Annotated in this window: 17 protein-coding genes; 2 read left to right on the top strand and 15 right to left on the bottom strand. The window is 41.1% G+C overall.

Features of this window, described 5'->3' with window-relative positions; all coding sequences use genetic code 11:
- Positions 1 to 31 precede the first annotated feature (31 nt).
- The gene (locus ACVPPQ_RS10420; protein ID WP_463494554.1) at positions 32 to 469 is read right to left on the bottom strand and encodes a MarR family winged helix-turn-helix transcriptional regulator; all 438 of its coding nucleotides are present in this window, start codon (positions 467 to 469) and stop codon (positions 32 to 34) included.
- 737 nt (positions 470 to 1,206) lie between these two features.
- On the opposite strand from ACVPPQ_RS10420, the gene ACVPPQ_RS10425 reads away from it, so the two are divergent.
- Positions 1,207 to 2,373, top strand: coding sequence for a hypothetical protein (locus tag ACVPPQ_RS10425; protein ID WP_463494556.1), 1,167 nt, complete (start codon positions 1,207 to 1,209; stop codon positions 2,371 to 2,373).
- Between the two features lie 229 nt (positions 2,374 to 2,602).
- On the opposite strand, the gene ACVPPQ_RS10430 is transcribed toward ACVPPQ_RS10425, so the two are convergent.
- The 11 genes from ACVPPQ_RS10430 to ACVPPQ_RS10480 all read right to left on the bottom strand — a co-directional run bounded on the left by ACVPPQ_RS10430 (position 2,603) and on the right by ACVPPQ_RS10480 (position 12,022).
- Positions 2,603 to 3,292 carry a glycerophosphodiester phosphodiesterase gene (locus ACVPPQ_RS10430; protein ID WP_463494558.1) on the bottom strand — a complete coding sequence of 230 codons (690 nt, stop codon included), beginning with the start codon at positions 3,290 to 3,292 and terminating at the stop codon, positions 2,603 to 2,605.
- A gap of 109 nt (positions 3,293 to 3,401) precedes the next feature.
- Positions 3,402 to 3,929: a signal peptidase I gene (gene lepB / locus ACVPPQ_RS10435; protein WP_463494560.1), complete on the bottom strand. Its 528-nt coding sequence runs from the start codon at positions 3,927 to 3,929 to the stop codon at positions 3,402 to 3,404.
- Between the two features lie 11 nt (positions 3,930 to 3,940).
- Positions 3,941 to 4,165, bottom strand: coding sequence for a YozE family protein (locus tag ACVPPQ_RS10440; protein WP_025082325.1), 225 nt, complete (start codon positions 4,163 to 4,165; stop codon positions 3,941 to 3,943).
- A gap of 9 nt (positions 4,166 to 4,174) precedes the next feature.
- Positions 4,175 to 4,810: a YpmS family protein gene (locus ACVPPQ_RS10445; RefSeq protein ID WP_463494562.1), complete on the bottom strand. Its 636-nt coding sequence runs from the start codon at positions 4,808 to 4,810 to the stop codon at positions 4,175 to 4,177.
- Entirely contained in the window at positions 4,810 to 5,721 is a 912-nt protein-coding gene (locus ACVPPQ_RS10450) for an SGNH/GDSL hydrolase family protein (RefSeq protein WP_463494564.1), read from the bottom strand. Before ACVPPQ_RS10450 ends, ACVPPQ_RS10445 begins: the two co-directional genes overlap by 1 nt.
- A gap of 91 nt (positions 5,722 to 5,812) precedes the next feature.
- Complete coding sequence (locus ACVPPQ_RS10455; protein WP_463496368.1) at positions 5,813 to 6,658, bottom strand: DegV family protein; 846 nt, start codon at positions 6,656 to 6,658, stop codon at positions 5,813 to 5,815.
- 158 nt (positions 6,659 to 6,816) lie between these two features.
- Entirely contained in the window at positions 6,817 to 7,314 is a 498-nt protein-coding gene (locus ACVPPQ_RS10460) for a dihydrofolate reductase (RefSeq protein ID WP_463494566.1), read from the bottom strand.
- Between the two features lie 11 nt (positions 7,315 to 7,325).
- The gene (locus ACVPPQ_RS10465; protein WP_463494568.1) at positions 7,326 to 8,276 is read right to left on the bottom strand and encodes a thymidylate synthase; all 951 of its coding nucleotides are present in this window, start codon (positions 8,274 to 8,276) and stop codon (positions 7,326 to 7,328) included.
- Positions 8,277 to 8,298: 22 nt separating this feature from the next.
- Positions 8,299 to 10,182 (bottom strand): ABC-F family ATP-binding cassette domain-containing protein, encoded by a 1,884-nt coding sequence (locus ACVPPQ_RS10470; protein ID WP_463494569.1) that lies wholly within the window; start codon positions 10,180 to 10,182, stop codon positions 8,299 to 8,301.
- A gap of 112 nt (positions 10,183 to 10,294) precedes the next feature.
- A complete protein-coding gene (locus ACVPPQ_RS10475) occupies positions 10,295 to 10,756 on the bottom strand; it encodes a hypothetical protein (RefSeq protein ID WP_463494571.1) in 462 nt (153 codons plus the stop codon).
- Positions 10,757 to 10,804: 48 nt separating this feature from the next.
- Positions 10,805 to 12,022 carry a CCA tRNA nucleotidyltransferase gene (locus ACVPPQ_RS10480; protein ID WP_463494573.1) on the bottom strand — a complete coding sequence of 406 codons (1,218 nt, stop codon included), beginning with the start codon at positions 12,020 to 12,022 and terminating at the stop codon, positions 10,805 to 10,807.
- A 159-nt stretch (positions 12,023 to 12,181) separates the two neighbouring features.
- On the opposite strand from ACVPPQ_RS10480, the gene ACVPPQ_RS10485 reads away from it, so the two are divergent.
- Complete coding sequence (locus tag ACVPPQ_RS10485; RefSeq protein WP_463496369.1) at positions 12,182 to 13,060, top strand: YitT family protein; 879 nt, start codon at positions 12,182 to 12,184, stop codon at positions 13,058 to 13,060.
- Positions 13,061 to 13,246: 186 nt separating this feature from the next.
- Here the strand turns inward: ACVPPQ_RS10485 and ACVPPQ_RS10490 are convergent, their stop codons facing one another.
- From ACVPPQ_RS10490 to der, 3 genes are all read right to left on the bottom strand, one after another.
- A complete protein-coding gene (locus ACVPPQ_RS10490) occupies positions 13,247 to 14,521 on the bottom strand; it encodes a tetratricopeptide repeat protein (RefSeq protein ID WP_463494575.1) in 1,275 nt (424 codons plus the stop codon).
- Between the two features lie 106 nt (positions 14,522 to 14,627).
- Complete coding sequence (locus ACVPPQ_RS10495) at positions 14,628 to 14,903, bottom strand: HU family DNA-binding protein (RefSeq protein WP_106483248.1); 276 nt, start codon at positions 14,901 to 14,903, stop codon at positions 14,628 to 14,630.
- Between the two features lie 206 nt (positions 14,904 to 15,109).
- Positions 15,110 to 16,420, bottom strand: a complete 1,311-nt coding sequence (der, locus tag ACVPPQ_RS10500) for a ribosome biogenesis GTPase Der (protein WP_056950739.1) — start codon at positions 16,418 to 16,420, stop codon at positions 15,110 to 15,112.
- Positions 16,421 to 16,474: the final 54 nt, after the last annotated feature.

A 16,474-nucleotide genomic window follows, 5' to 3' on the forward strand; every position in this document is an offset into this window, starting at 1 on the left:
TATTGAATACGCTCCTTCTATGTCTCAATGATTAACTCGCATGCTTATTCGTTGTAATCATTGTATTAACCACTTGGATGGCATTAATGATGCAGCCGTCACTATCTAGCGGATGATCATCTTCAGTATCCATTTGATAAACCTCATTAATCAGACCGTTTACTTTATTTAACAAGCGTTCACCTTCTCTCGTTAACGTGTAATAGATAACCCGACAATCATCTTCAACATCAGGCTGCAATCGTTCGAAAAACCTTCTGCGCTCCAACTCCCGACAACGTCTAGAAACCGCTGCTTTTGAAATATTCAATTCAGCCGCAATCTTAGTCGGGTTCTGCCTACCTGATTTATGGACAACAGTCATTAAAATGTACTGTTCTACGGTAAGTTCAACCCCACCTAACACACTATTAAATAACTCATCGATTTTTCGTTTAAGTACGTGAAGTGTTTCAAATTCCACCTGCATAGTTTCCTCCACTAATATATATTATGTATAACAGCATCCTGATTAGTTAGTAGTTCACCTCTTGAATAATCATTGCCGTTAGTTGTTAAGCGCGACATTTAACTTAATCAAATGAATCTCATCAATTGAATTGCACCCTTTTCAGCGTTTAACAATTTACCAATCACTACTTAAAAGTTATGACACCGGCAATGTAATCGCCTACAACATCAAAATCCTTTTTTTTGACAAAAACTGTCCTTTTCCAAAAATTCATGCATAAATATTAATATACTGCGGATTACATAAATTATTAATATTATTAACTTTAACCTAAAAAATAGTTGCAATCCGTTAGGAAATAGCCTAAACTATTCACATAAGGTATGAGGTCATAACTTTTGAGTTATGACCTTTTTATTATGCCCATATTGTATATTAATTCGTCCTATATACTGGGACGCATGAAAAATATTTATATTTTAATATCTTATGGGTAATTGACGTTATTAACGAGATTATTACTGTTAATTAAATTAATTCTACAATGTCTGCTGTTGGTGATAGTGAATTCTATCACTGGCGGCTTTTTTATCATTGTTCCGAATTGATAATTCGCCACATCAAAAATCCCCTGAAATCGTATTTCTCCAATTTCAGGGGTTAACTTCAAAAATTAAAGGCGCTCAATAATTTTTTAGCGTCATCTTGGTTTAATGCTATAATTAAAGCACTAAATACGAACTGGAGTCCTTTGTATGCGCAAATCAATCTTCTTAATGCTTCCTTTATTAGCATTATTAATAACCGGTTGCAGTCAACCACAAACCAAACAAACCAAGGTTAATTCGGTCAAACCGACGACCGAAAGTCTTTTAAAATCCGCCTCCAAAACCTGGACGTTTAGTCAGGGTATCAGCTCACAACAAACCAGTCGCGGGATTACCGATACACTGACGACTTCTGCAGTCTCCAAAATCGATAATCAATCGAGTTGGACAGCTTCTAAAGGAACCCTCATTAGTACTTCCGTTAAATATAAAAAAATTTCACTTAAAAAATGGCAAACCGATATGCACCAACATTTTACCAAAAGTGCCCAAGCCCAAATTCATTTAATGACGGTACCCCAAATCAACGCGGTCCTCAAAAAATTAGGTGCAACGGTTAAAGTGACTAAACTTTCCGATTTAGTTTTCTTCGAAACCAAAGTCAGCGGTATGACTCTACCCCAAGGGTTTATTGCGAGCGGACATCACTTGTATGCCATTAATGTTTATTACACCGATACCGATAAAACAACGACCATTGATCGCGGTCAAGTCTTTACGGATACTGCCACCAAGAAAACAACCAGTGCCATCGCCTTAGATCGGTTAAATGGGACGTGGATTGCGCCTGAAACGACGACGAGTGCCAATGACACGGGTAAGATCATGATTAAAGACGGTTATTTATACCAACACCGTTACGATAGTTTCGAACGATCCGCAATTCAATCGTTAGGCGACTATGCCCTCGTTTCACTGAATCAAAATAACATTTATGCGGCCCAAAAGGTCAACGCCGCCCAGGCTGGCTATCAACTCACTTCTAAATCCGTCGCAAGTGGCGACAGCATTGGTTATCTCTATCTATTCACCAGTGCCAACCAACTCATTCGAATCGGTCAAGGTGTCACGACCACTTATCAAAGAACCAACGCCCTCGTTGCCGCAAGTGATTTACCACAAACAGATGTCACAATTTTTGAACAAATGACGACCCTAAAACCCGGCGAAGTCGCTTCAACGATTACCGTTAAGGCCGGCCCTCCGATTGTCGGCATGAGTGATAGTATTAAATATTTAACGGATGCGACCGCTGGCCAAATCAATAGTAATGACCCGGTCAGTATTAATAATGGAACGGTTACGCTTGATTAATCCAGCCAAAAAAAGACGCAACATCAGTAAGAACACTGGTGTTGCGCCTTTTTACATGGGGCTGTGACATAAGTCGTCGTATTCTGATATTAAACGAACATTATTTTTTGACGTGCGCCAGAACTCATCAATTTCCGTTCAAATCAAAAAGGCGATTATCCTTAGTTCGGGATAATCACCTTTTCAACTTGATACTCAATTGATACCCAAGTTCTGTCACAGCTTGTTTTTACATGGTTTGATCACGTATTTGCATCATCTGCACAAAATCATCCGTAAAGATGCCGGCGACTTGCTGTTTAAGTAACTTGATTGCTGGCCCTCTTCGATTGACCGTCCAAATGCGTTGCGTGCCAGTCATATCTGGCTGATAATGTTTTAAATGGAGTCCGGTTAGGTGGTGATCAATCAAAAATTGGTTTGGATTAGGCACATTCGTTTTGGTTAGCCAGCAATAAATTTCATTAGGGGCCAATTGCTGACAGCGCTCTAAAGTTGGTAAATGAAATGATGAGAAAATGACCGGTCTATTGAGTGTCTTTTCTTCCAGCATCGCAAATACAATCCGTTCAATCTCCGGATACTGGATTTTATCCGTTTTAAACTCTAAATTAAGTTGCGCTGGACTATCACCAACTAGCGTTAATAATTCAGCTAACGTCGGAATTGATTCACCGTTCTTCAAGTGGAATTGCCGTAATTCAGCCAATGAATAGTCTTGAATGAAACCTTTACCATCCGTTGTCCGGTTAATCTTCTCATCGTGCATGATCACTGGTACTTGGTCACGGGTTAAATGGACATCGAATTCAAGCCCTTCAATTCCGTGTGCCAAAGCGTAACGAAAACCCGCCAAACTATTCTCCGGAAATTGTTTGGGATAACCGCGATGACCAAAGATTAATGTTTTAGATTGCATACGACTCTCCCCTTTACTGCTACAATAATGCTATGCTTAATATTAGCAAGATTTATAAATTAGTCAACTCAAAAAGACAGGTGATTCTTAATGCAGAATCACCTATCTTTCATTTACTTGATAGTAATTTCATTCTTGAAATCGGATAATAAACCAGCTTCGCTCGGCCGATAATTGTTGTTTCATCAATTGGACCAAATGTGCGGCTATCTTTGCTGATGCGCCGATTATCACCGAGTACAAAATAATGGTCTTTAGGGACCGTTTGATGCCCGGTTAAAACCGATAAATCAAAATCAGAGGTCAAAACGGTCTCTTGATTTTTTTTAACCGTCAGGAAAGGTTCGGTCACCGGACGATTATTAATATACAGTTGATCATCCCGATAACTAACCCGTTCTCCCGGTAGCCCAATCACCCGCTTAACATAAGTCGTGCCATCTAGTTTAAAGACGATCACTTCAAAACGTTTAATCTGGCCAAATTTCTGCAATACTAAATAATTACCGGGTGCCAACGTTGGCCGCATCGACGTCCCGACGACCGTGGCTGGGACTAATAACCAGGTGCGAATCCCGAGTGCTATCAAACCGGTAACGCTCATAACCAATAACCACTTGCTTAATCGCCGTTTCATGATGACACTCCTTAGGCTTGTTCACTTTCTTGATACAACACGTAGGCCTCATCAAAAATCGTCATACTGGGTAAATAACTCCCGTTGAGCTCTAAATATCGCGATAGCGGTTCATACTCGCCGATTTGTTTGGGAAATGATTGATCAAAAAAAGCATTGTTCGCAAACTGAGCAATTGGTTCGTAGTTATTGGGATCACGCTGGGTCATTAAATAGCGATAAAAACTCTGCTTCATGCCGCCACCTTATTTCTTATTTTTTAATGGTATATAAACCGATAAATCAATTTTATCCTGTTTTAAATTAATGTGTTTAGCCGTCACTTGAATCCCGTTATCGAGTTTAAATTCGTTTAAGCGTAAGGTAATCGTATTCTTCTTAGCGTTCAAAACGACCCACTTAGGGAATTTATATTGACGTTGAATGTAATTAAAGACAAAGGACATCGGTACTTTCAATTGACCAACGGCTAGCTGTTTCGCCTTTAATTGAACATCGCCGTTTTCCAAGACATAGGGTTGGAAGAATAAATTAAATTCGACCGGAAACCCTAAGAACTTAAACTGGCCGGATAAAATCGCCTGTTGGCCCAATGTAAATTGATACTTTATTTTAGAATCTTGTAGATAATTTTGCAAATAATACGCGACTAAACTATTGATTTGTTTCTTCTGCATTTGAATTTCAAACGTACTATCCGCTTTAATCACTTTTTCAGTCTTGACTGCAGGGGTTTGTGGCGCCGAAACGTTATAACCAACAAAGCCCACAGTGCCAATAATCAACGCTAATAACACGATGAAACTGTATTTCCAATAATTAATCGTTTTCTTGGGCTGTTGGCCCTTTTTTTGTTGTTTCATGTCTTGTCTAGTTGTCATCAGTTACTTCCTTTGAGCCATTGCTTTTGATGGGCCTTCATTACCGACCAAAATGATTTAGTCAACAATTGATAGCCTTTTTGATTCGGATGAAAATGATCAGTATCACTAATATACGGATTCAAATGTTCATTAGCCGCCAACGTTTTTTGCATCTGCGTGCTATCCATTTTGGCCAATGACTTCGTTTGTTTCACGTAATGACCATCTCCGTGGGTTAAATCTTGATCACTGTTAATGTAGTAAATCCCTTTGAATTCCTTAGCGGCCGTCTTAGCGGTCTGATTCCAGAGCGTCACGGCTTTCGACATACCCGTAATTTCTGGAAAATAGACGTAAAATGGGTTGTAAACGCCCATGATAAAAATCGGCGCATCCGGATTCTGTTGGCGAATTTGCGTTAACAAAGTCGTTAAATGGGTTTGATATTTCTTCTGACCCGCCGTGACTTTGGCTTGGTCTAATTCAAAGAAATCATCTTGTAAAACGGCCATTAAATCGTTGCCACCGACCGTCAGTGTGATTAAATCAGCTTGTTTTAGTTTCTTTTGAATCGTGGTTTTCTCACGAATTCGTTTTTCAATCTGATAACTTTTTTCACCCGTCACACCGTAGTTAACGGTTGTTACTGGATGACCGGTCGCTTGCTTAATCTTTTGAGCCACGAGTGGGACGTAACCACCCTTGTTGGTCTCATCACCAACCCCGTGCGTCAACGAATCGCCAATCGCAACTAGTTGGAGTGTCTGTTTAGGCTGACTGGCTTGAACCGATTGACTCTGCGCTGTTTTTCCAGTTGCGTTCGTGACTTGTTTGGGTTTAGGAGTCAACAATTGCCAAATCATAAAAACAATGACAATCGCGCCGACTAAAATCCCTAAGTCAATTAATAATTGTCGCGTTTTTTTCAATTCTGCCACCTCAAAATAAGCTAGATAATAATTAAGGCTGGGACACGTAAAATGTCAACCAGCCTTATGTGTTACATTTACAATTTAAACCTTAATCTTCTGTATAATACATGACGGCAAACGCGCCAGCACCCGCATGCGTTGCAATCACGGGATCGGTTGTCCGAACTAGAATTTCAACATTGGGAAACCCAGCTTGTAACTGCGTTTGAATTTTCTGACTTAATTCCAAACCGTCCGCATGTGAAATGCCAATTGCTTTAACATTTTTTAATTCACGTAAATTAGTTTCCATCTCATCAATGAACTTCGTAATGGTCTTCATACCGCGACCCTTACGCAATACCTTCAGTTCACTATCAGCGACTTCTAAGATTACTTTGATATTCAATAGGCTTGAAATCACACCAGCAGCGTGACTTAAACGGCCACCCTTAACCAGGTTCGTCAAATCAGTGACGCCCATATACAACTTAGTGTGATCGTGCACGGTTTGAATCGCCGTTAAAGCGTCCGCCATTGAACCACCCGCTTCGATAACTTCGGCCGCTTTCAATACTTGGAAGGCCATCGCACGATCTGTAAAATCACTATCGATCACCGTAACGTCTGCCTTAGCCATTTCGCCGGCTTGACGAGCGGTATCAACCGTCCCGCTAATCGCGCGTAACATATGAATTGATAAAATTTGACTGCCATCAGCGGCCAAATTTTCGTAAGTTTCAATGAAATTACCAATTGCTGGTTGGCTCGTCTTAGGTAAAGCACTAGCGCCAGCCATTTCAGTCATAAACTGATCACGGGTAATCGTTTCGCCGTCGATATAGACCGTATTATCAATCATAATGGTCAATGGAATCACTGTAATGTGATGTTCTTTAATTTCTTCAGCTGTTAATTGGATTGATGAATCCGTTACAATTTTAATATTAGCCACTGTTACTTCAGCCACACTTTCTATTCATTCTTAGGATAATTGTTGTTAGCCATCCCTTGATTGCGTATTCATCAAATGATAAATACCTATCGTTAGTATATCAGAACACGTCAAATTTTTCAGCAAAATTTAACAAGAATTCGGCCATTGGCTAGCGGTTAAGCAAGCCTTTGATAAATTTCAAACGTGTGTGGATAGCGATTACGCTCATCAACAACCCCGGCTTTGACATCAATTCGCTTAAATTGTGTGTAATCCAGTTTAGGCATATAGACGTCCCCTTTAAAGGCGGCCGCAATCTTCGTGACGTATAAATAATCAACAGTCTCTTTAAAGAGGTTGAAAATCTCAGCACCACCGATGATGAATAGCTTTTTAGTTGGGTTTTGTTGCGCATACGTTAATAATTCGGCTGGTTGCGTCATCACGAGCACCCCTGGTTCAGCCGTTAAACCAACTTGACGCGTGATGATAATATTTTGCCGACCAGGTAATGGCCGTTTTGGTAAGCTATCGTAGGTTTTACGGCCCATCACAACGACTTCATTAATCGTTTCACGTTTAAAATTAGCTAAATCATTGGGGAGACGCCACGGTAAATGCCCGTCTTGTCCAATCAACCCATTTTGATCTTCGGCCCATAAAAATGCAATCATCGCTTTTCCTCCTAGACAGCAACCGGCGCTTTAATCGCAGGTTCTGATTCATAGTTTTGAATTTTGATATCGGCAACGTCAAAGTCAAAGATACTTTGTTTATCCGGATTCAACCACAATTGAGGGGCCGCGTGAATTGGCCGTTCTAATTGGGTCTTAACCTGTTCGAGATGATTGCTGTAAATATGCGCATCCCCTAAGGTATGAATGAATTCGCCGACTTCTAAACCCGTTTCGTGCGCGATTAAATGCGTCAACAAAGCATAACTAGCGATGTTAAATGGCACACCCAAGAAGACATCCCCACTGCGTTGATACAACTGGCACGATAATTTACCTTCGTTAACGTAAAATTGGAACATCGTGTGACACGGTGGCAAAGCCATTGAGGGCACGTCTTCTGGATTCCACGCCGACACAATTAACCGTCGTGAATCCGGATTGGTTTTGATCATTTCAATCACATTTTTAATTTGATCAATCGTTTCACCACTGCGGGTTTGCCAAGCACGCCATTGTTTCCCATAAATATCGCCTAATTCACCGTATTGATCTGCGAACGCTTGATCGGCTAAAATTCGGTCGTCGAACTGTTTCATCTGCTCGCGGTAAACCGTATTAAAGGCTGCATCGGATTGGGCCCGATGACTAAAATCGGTCATATCAGGGCCGGTATAATCAGCACTTTGCACGTAGCGTTCAAACGCCCATTCATCCCAAATATGATTATTGTGTTCTAACAAATAGCGAATGTTCGAATCGCCCTTCAAGAACCACAGTAATTCACTTTTAATTAAGCCAAACGGTACTTTTTTAGTCGTCAATAATGGAAAACCAGCTTGTAGGTCAAAGCGCATTTGATAGCCAAACAAACTATAGGTACCCGTATTGGTCCGATCTTCTTTATAATGACCCGTTTCCAAAATAGTCCGTGCTAAATCCAGATAAGTTTGTTCTGACATAATAGTCTCCTCATTTCACCGCTTAGGCGTATTGACTTAAATAATCCCAGCGCGCCATTTTAACATCTAATTGTTGATTCAATTGATCCATATCATATTGCCATTGTGCTAGTTTATCATAATCAGCGCCATTTTCGTTCATTTGCGTTTTGATGGCTTCAATCTGTTCATCTAACGCTTCTAATTCTGATTCAATTTGGTCGTATTCTTTTTGTTCCGCGTACGTTAATTTCTGTTTGGTTTTAACGGGTTCAACCTGTGGTTCTTCATCGACTGGTTTAACACTCGCCGGCTTGCTAGTCGTGGGGGCGCCTTGTTTCGCTAAATAATCACTAAACAAACCCACTTCGCTCGTAATCTGACCCGCACCTTCGAACACCAATAACTTATCAGCCACTTGATCCAAGAAATAACGATCATGTGAGACCGTAATCACGGTGCCGTTGAAGTTATCCAAATAATTTTCCAAAATCGTTAACGTGCCGATATCTAAATCGTTGGTTGGTTCATCGAGTAATAAAACGTTCGGTTGTTGCATCAAGATTTTCAATAAATACAAACGGCGTTTCTCGCCACCGGATAATTTACCGATTAAAGTCCCGTGCATTGAGCGGTTAAATAAGAATTGTTCCAATAATTGGGTGACACTAATGCGTTCGCCATTCCGACCAACAACTTCTTCACCGGCTTCTTGTAAGTAGGCGATCACCCGTTTATTCGGATCAAAGTCTTCATTTTGTTGCGTATAATAGCCTAAATTGACCGTTTCTCCGACGATTAATTCGCCACTGTCTAACGGAATTCGTTGGGCTAAGACGTTTAATAGCGATGATTTACCCGCCCCGTTGACCCCGCTAATCCCAATCCGGTCGTTGGCTTGGATTAAAATACTAAAATCAATCAGAATCTGATGTGTATCCAACGTCAAATTCGCCTGTTTCAATTCTAAAACTTTCTTGCCGAGTCGCGATTGCCCCATCTGGATATCGACTTCTGAATCATCCGGTCCGGCCGTCAAATTTGATTTTAAATCGTTGAAGCGATTGATGCGGGCTTGTTGTTTCGTGGTTCGTGCTTTGGCACCCGCGCGCATCCACGTTAATTCTTGTTTGTAGAGTTGTTGTTGTTTATGAGCAGCTTGTTGTTCGCGTTCTAAGCGATCCGCCTTCTGCGTTAAAAATTGTTCATAGTTGCCCTCGTACGTATATAGTTGACCGGCATCCAATTCAAAAATCTGATTAGCGACGCGATCCAAAAAGTAACGATCATGCGTGACAATCAATAATGCGCCTTGATATTGCGCCAAACGTTTTTCTAACCATTCGATGGAATCAAAATCTAAATGGTTAGTCGGTTCGTCCAAAATCAATAAATCGGGACTTTCAATTAAAGCCTGCGCCAAACTAACCCGCTTTTTCTGGCCCCCAGATAACGTATTAATCGGTTGATCCAAATCGGTTAAATGCAATTGCGTTAAAATCGTCTTAATATCCGTATCAACTGACCAGGCATCTTGCTGGGTCATTTGAGCGTCGGCTTGTTCATATTGCGTTTGTAATTTCGGATTAGTCGGATCGCTGGTATACGCATCCAAAACCCGTTCATAATTTTGAATCGTTTTAAAAACCGGATTATTACCCGCAAAAATGGCCGCCATAATGCTTAAATCAGAATCAAATTTCGGCTTTTGTGCCAAATAACTGATTGAATACTGATTAGGCGTCTCAATTTGCCCACTGTCGTATGAATCAGTTCCAGTTAACGCATTTAAAAGCGTCGTTTTCCCGGTTCCGTTAATCCCGACGAGACCAATCCGATCCCCTTCGCGAATTAAAAAAGAAATCTTCTCAAATAACGTTTTTTCACCGTATGTCTTGGTTAAATCTGTCGCTGTTAATGTTTGCAATTAGCTCACCTTTTTTACTTTCGTTATCTTCAATCATAGCGAATTTTGGTCTAACTAACAATCAAAAAGTGAGCAATCCTTAATCGGATCACTCACTTTTTTTGAATATCGCTTAAATTTCTGGATAAATATCGGCAATCGTATGTTCTGCATCAATCACAATGTAGAGGTGACTATTCTTTTGAGAAATCTGACTGCTTTGATAAATATTATCCAAACCACTATTATCTTTATTTTTAAATGGGAAATAGATTTGTTGGGGGGCCTTATCTTGATCATCTTGGAACACTAAATCTAATTTTTCGATATCTTGATATTTAGTCGCCCGACCAAACATGCCCATCTCTAACGAGCCGGTGTTGATGTCTTCACTTTTAACGTGATCGGCTTCCGGTAGAATTTCCGCTTTAAAGCTCTTGCAAGGATGAATCTCTTGCATTGGACCACCATCAATGCGGCCGTAACTAGTGGTGACGCGACTAATCCAAATATCATTCAATTCCTTATGGTTAACGGTCCAAACGTCACCATTACGAAAATAAAATTTCAATTCTTTAAAAACATGTTGTGTCATTGCGATTCATCCTTTCTGAATGTGCTTACAAACGTATTCTACCATACTTTAGTCGCTAAGCGCGCTATTTTGTTTAACCCACTGGACTAACCTAGCTTGCTCGTTAGGTAACTGCCCATTGACCACTAATTTTTCAAGCTGCGTCAAGGTTTGACCGAGTTTCGGCCCTGGTTGGATGTCTAATTCTCGAATTAAGATTTGACCGTTAATTTGAAGCTCACGCTTCGTTTTAATTGGCAATGCCACGTAATGTGCCAGCCAATCCTGTTGCGCAATCGCACTCGGCGCTAACAACTGACCAATTTGTAAACAAATGGTCAATACGGCCTCGCCTGCTTCGTATAAATCCCAGGATTGCGCACTTTGCGCGATCAATTGTGGTAATAACACTAGACCAGCAGTTACATCAGCAATCACGTCGTTTGCGCATTTCCACTGTTTAAGGAATCGATTAGCGGTCGCGGGTGTTAGTTGCAGGCTCGCTGTTAACAAGAGCCACGCTGCACTTTCCGATGTGACACGTTGTGGGGGTAAGTCAATCAATCGTTGCAACGCAGCGGTTTGATCCACTAAACCAGGACAATACTGATTTAAACCCGTTGCAAGTAACGTCTTTAAGCCATTGTGCCGTTGTTGGCCTTGCATCAATTTAATGAATTCAACATGGATCCGTTCAACCGCAATTTTAGCTAATAATGCCGCGTGTTTTTGAATTGCTGCTTGAGTCGTTGGCGTGACGTCAAACCCGAGTTGGCTTTCAAAGCGCACCGCCCGCATCATACGAAGCGCGTCTTCATGAAACCGTTCGTCGGCCACGCCGACCGCTCGAATCTTTTGCGCCTTTAAATCCGCTAATCCGTCAAATAAATCAATAATTTCACCATCTGCACGCATCGCTAACGCATTAATCGTGAAATCACGCCGTTTTAAATCTTCAGCCAATGACCGTACGAAAGTGACCGAGTCGGGCCGCCGAAAATCTTGATAACCCGATTCCGTTCGAAAAGTCGTAACTTCATAACCCGTCCCGTGATCCAAAATCATCACCGTGCCATGTTGAATACCCGTATCAACCGTCCGGTTAAATATTGCTTTGACCTCGGCCGGATAAGCGGACGTCGCAATATCGACATCGTGAATGGGTAACCCTAATAAGTAATCGCGGACACTCCCGCCAACAAAATAAGCTTCAAAACCCGCCGCTTCAATTTGGTGTAAAATGGGTAACGCCATTTCAAATTCTGGCGCAAAAGTTGTGACTTTCATACGTTAACCTCTTATCTACTACTTGATTATTCTTATTTATCATACCATATCTTATTTATCAGTGACTGACATTCTAACTATTGGTTTTTTGCTAATCCGTGCTATATTTAAGGTAGCGCTTTTTTGAAGGAGGGATTTATTTTGACAAAAAAAATAACAATGACCACTACGATTCGCGATTTAGTCGTCATTGCCTTGGGGTGTGCCATCTATGCATTTGGTTTAGTGACCATCAACATTCAAAATCATTTAGCTGAAGGCGGTTTGACCGGGATTACCTTGATTTTACGCTATTGGTTTCATTTCGATCCCGCCTACACAACGATTGTTTTAAACATTCCCTTAATTATTCTTGGGTACCGTTTCTTGGGCAAGCGCGCACTCGCCTATACGATTTACGGCACATTGATGATGTCCGTTTTCTTATGGATTTGGCAGCGGGTGCCGATCATGATTGATTTAAACCATGATATTTTAATCGCGTCGATTTTAGCCGGGTTATGTGCCGGTTTTGGTAGTGGTATCATTTACCGTTATGGCGGTACTACCGGGGGCAGTGATGTGATTGCTCGCATTATCGAAAAAGAAAAAGGAATACCCATGGGTCGCTCACTACTGATGTTTGATATCGTCGTTTTGACCGCTTCATTGAGTTATTTGGACATTGAACACATGATGTATACACTACTAGCTTCTTATGTGTTCTCCCGAGTCGTTAATTTCACACTCGAAGGCACCTATGCCGCTAAAGGGGTCCTCATTATCAGTCAACAATTCCAACCAATTGCCGATGATGTCATGGCCGATATGGAACGTGGCGTTACTTTTCTCCATTCAGAAGGTGCTTATGCCCATCAACAGCAACCGATGCTCTACTGCGTGGTCAGTACCACTGAAATCACACAATTGAAACGGATTATCGAAGCTCATGATTCGGAAGCCTTCGTCTCCATCTTAGACGTCCACGAAGCACTTGGTGAAGGCTTTACTTATGAATCACCGCTACCACCCCAGAAAACACCAATTAAAGTGAAATAAACAAAAGAAGCCCCGCAACTCGTAAAAGTTGTGGGGCTTCTTTGATTGCGAAAACGCGCTTTTGGTTGTAGCAACTTCCGTTTAATCTAAAACGCGCTTCTCGAACAGACTTTTCCGTTTAACTAGTAAATTCCAATGATGGTTCAAACCAACCATCATTAAAATTTATAGGTTAATCCTCAAAGTCTAAGCGTTCGAATCAGCGCTCTTATAGTCTTCATACATTTCTTGCATGTCTAAATCATTCGGTTTTAATTTTAGATATTGTTCTAAGGCCGATAATAATTCTGGCACTTGTGCCATTTCTTGGAAGAAACGAATTAAATCGTGCAGGAATTCTGGGTCAGCTTTTAATTCGGGATAGGCTAATAAATAATTCTCCCGCGCCGCCGTCATTTGTTCTTCGGCAAATTGAGATTGCGCCAATGACCAATATAATTCCGCCGTTGGTTTATGATTTTCGATGGCGTCTTGAACCAAGCTGATATTTTCAGCATGGCGATTTTGCCGGCGATAAACCGCACTCAACGCATTGATTTCACCCATATTATCGGGATTAATCGCTAGCGCCTTCGTCAACATTTGTTCAGCCACCACATCGTCTCCCAATTGGAGCGCTAATTCACTGCCTTTTTGATAAAGAACTTCGCTATATTGATCGTAGCCAATCCCGGTTTGGACGGTCACTAAAGCTGCTTCCAATTGATTGATTGCTGCTTGAGCAGCCGCTAGATACGCATACAACGATGTGTATTGTGGATCTGTTTTTTGCAAGGCCGTCAATAACTTAATTGACCGTTCGTAATCTTTAATCTGGAGGTACAAAAAGCCCATTTGGAATTGATCGTCCGCCGTTAAAAATTCTTGACGCAAACCCTCATAGATTTCAAGCGCTTCTTCAAACGCGCCACTGCTGGCGTAACTCGTTGCTAACCGTTTTTGAATATTCACTTGACCGAGTTCCGTCACGTCTTGATCAATCAGCGCTTCATAATAATTAGCCGCTTTCCGGTATTCTCCTAATTCAAAATACAATTCAGCCAACGCAAATTGCATCACGGGTTCTTCTGGGAAGGCGCGAATCGCCGTTAATAATTTTTGTTCACTGACTTCTGGCAGTCCCATGGTTTGATAAACGTCAGCGGCCGTCAATAAACTTTCCGCATAAGCGTTTGACTCCGGCGTAATGTCACTTAAATAAGCCAACGCTTCGTCGTGTTGTCCATTACTGACCGCAATATCCGCCAATGTCGTCCGAATTTGGTCTTCATCGGGAAACTGTTTGAGTAATTGTTGATAAATTGCTTCAGATTGTTCCAAGAAACCCATCGCATACAGTTCTTCAGCCAAACTATACAACGTATCTGGATCATCAGCCGTTAGCGCTTGTTTAAAAAATTTATCCGCGGCTTCTAAATTATTATCTTCTAATGCTGTTAACATCTCTTCTGAATTCGTCATTTCAACCACCCTTTTTCAATTGTCCTATTCTATCACAATTCGACTCACTTAACCGTTAATTGACACTAAAAAAGGACTGGGAGACCCCAGTCCTAAGTTTGAATTCTTATTTAACAGAATCCTTTAATGCTTTACCTGGCTTGAATGCAGGTACTTTGCTTGCAGGAATCTTAATTTCTGCACCAGTTTGTGGATTGCGACCCTTACGAGCTGCGCGTTCACGTACTTCGAATGTACCAAAACCGATAAGTTGTACCTTGTCGCCTTGTTTCAAAGTATCTTGGATTGAACCAAATACTGCATCAACTGCAGCAGTTGCATCTTTCTTGGTTAAACCAGTCTTTGTTGCAACGCCTTCGATCAATTGTGCTTTGTTTGCCATAGTTTTCACCTCCTGCTCATCACAGATAATCAGTATTGTCTACCGAAACCATTTTTGAGTGGTCAAAAATGACGAAACAATGATTTGATCACCATTTCAATTTTTAATTTATCATATAAACCTAGTGATAGCAAGGTTTTTTGCTTAAAAAAAGGCTTTCGTCACCATTTAGTTAATCATATTAGCTAAATTACCACAAAAACACCCTATTTTCGTTGTCTAGGGATCAAATGAATTGGCGTACCAGTAAAGTCAAAGGTTTTACGCAATTGATTTTTGAGGAAGCGTTGATATGAGAAATGAAGCAAATTAATATCGTTCACAAAAACGACAAACGTTGGTGGCTTGACCGCCACTTGTGTCATGTAATAAATCCGTAATCGTTTCCCATTAATCGCTGGTGTTGGTGTGACGGTTGTCGCATCCATTAAGACATCATTTAATAGAGACGATTGAATCCGACGGTTTTGATTTTCACTGACTTGTTCAATCATCGCTGGTAAGTTTTGTAAACGGACGCCCGTTTTAGCGGAAACAAAAATAATCGGTGCGTAGTCTAAGTATTGGAATTGGCTCCGAATATGGTCTTCGAATTCCTTCATTGTATGGTTATCTTTTTCCAAAGTATCCCATTTGTTGACGACAATGATAATCCCACGGCCGGCTTCATGCGCGTACCCTGCGACTTTTTTATCTTGTTCACGAATACCTTCTTCAGCATTCAAGACGACCAAGACAACGTCAGAACGGTCAATAGCCCGTAAAGCCCGTAAGACGGCATACTTTTCAGTATTTTCGTAGACCTTACCCCGTTTACGAATCCCGGCCGTATCAATCATCGTAAATTCTTGATCGTTTTCAGCCATAAACTTAGTGTCAATCGCATCCCGCGTCGTGCCTTCAATACTCGACACAATGACCCGTTCTTCTTTGAGCATCGCGTTAACCAATGATGATTTACCGACGTTCGGACGACCAATCAAACTAAATTTGATACTGTCGTCTTCTTCTTCTTGATCTTCAGTTGGGAATTTAGCCACCGCAGCGTCTAATAAATCCCCAATCCCTTGACCATGACTCCCGGAAACGGCAATTGGATCGCCGAAGCCGAGACTGTAAAAATCAAAGATATCTTGACGTTGTTCAGGATTATCAGCTTTGTTAACCCCTAATAAAATTGGTTTATCGGCCCGGTAAAGAATTTGAGCCACGCGATCATCCGCATCCGTCACGCCTTCACGTGCGCTGACTAAAAAGATAATCACATCGGCTTCTTCAATGGCAATTTCTGCTTGTTGCTTAATTTGTTCAACGAATGGTGCATCACTAATTTCAATCCCACCGGTATCAATCAAACTAAATTCGTGGCCTAACCATTCACTATTCGTGTAAATACGATCACGAGTAACCCCTGGTGTGTCTTCAACAATCGAAATCCGTTCGCCGGCAATTCGATTAAAGATTGTTGATTTCCCGACATTCGGGCGACCAACAATCGCGACAACTGGTTTTGTCATAATAATCATTCCTTTCAAACTTGATAATAATTCCGAGATCAAGCTATAACAATC

Source organism: Latilactobacillus parafuchuensis (assembly GCF_055271665.1).

Bases quoted from the DNA above. Each gene is read 5' to 3' on its own strand.
- ACVPPQ_RS10420 (WP_463494554.1), bottom strand. From the start codon at position 469: ATGCAGGTGGAATTTGAAACACTTCACGTACTTAAACGAAAAATCGAT.
- ACVPPQ_RS10425 (WP_463494556.1), top strand. From the start codon at position 1,207: ATGCGCAAATCAATCTTCTTAATGCTTCCTTTATTAGCATTATTAATA.
- ACVPPQ_RS10430 (WP_463494558.1), bottom strand. From the start codon at position 3,292: ATGCAATCTAAAACATTAATCTTTGGTCATCGCGGTTATCCCAAACAA.
- lepB (WP_463494560.1), bottom strand. From the start codon at position 3,929: ATGAAACGGCGATTAAGCAAGTGGTTATTGGTTATGAGCGTTACCGGT.
- ACVPPQ_RS10440 (WP_025082325.1), bottom strand. From the start codon at position 4,165: ATGAAGCAGAGTTTTTATCGCTATTTAATGACCCAGCGTGATCCCAAT.
- ACVPPQ_RS10445 (WP_463494562.1), bottom strand. From the start codon at position 4,810: ATGACAACTAGACAAGACATGAAACAACAAAAAAAGGGCCAACAGCCC.
- ACVPPQ_RS10460 (WP_463494566.1), bottom strand. From the start codon at position 7,314: ATGATTGCATTTTTATGGGCCGAAGATCAAAATGGGTTGATTGGACAA.
- ACVPPQ_RS10465 (WP_463494568.1), bottom strand. From the start codon at position 8,276: ATGTCAGAACAAACTTATCTGGATTTAGCACGGACTATTTTGGAAACG.
- ACVPPQ_RS10475 (WP_463494571.1), bottom strand. From the start codon at position 10,756: ATGACACAACATGTTTTTAAAGAATTGAAATTTTATTTTCGTAATGGT.
- ACVPPQ_RS10480 (WP_463494573.1), bottom strand. From the start codon at position 12,022: ATGAAAGTCACAACTTTTGCGCCAGAATTTGAAATGGCGTTACCCATT.
- ACVPPQ_RS10485 (WP_463496369.1), top strand. From the start codon at position 12,182: ATGACCACTACGATTCGCGATTTAGTCGTCATTGCCTTGGGGTGTGCC.
- ACVPPQ_RS10490 (WP_463494575.1), bottom strand. From the start codon at position 14,521: ATGACGAATTCAGAAGAGATGTTAACAGCATTAGAAGATAATAATTTA.
- ACVPPQ_RS10495 (WP_106483248.1), bottom strand. From the start codon at position 14,903: ATGGCAAACAAAGCACAATTGATCGAAGGCGTTGCAACAAAGACTGGT.
- der (WP_056950739.1), bottom strand. From the start codon at position 16,420: ATGACAAAACCAGTTGTCGCGATTGTTGGTCGCCCGAATGTCGGGAAA.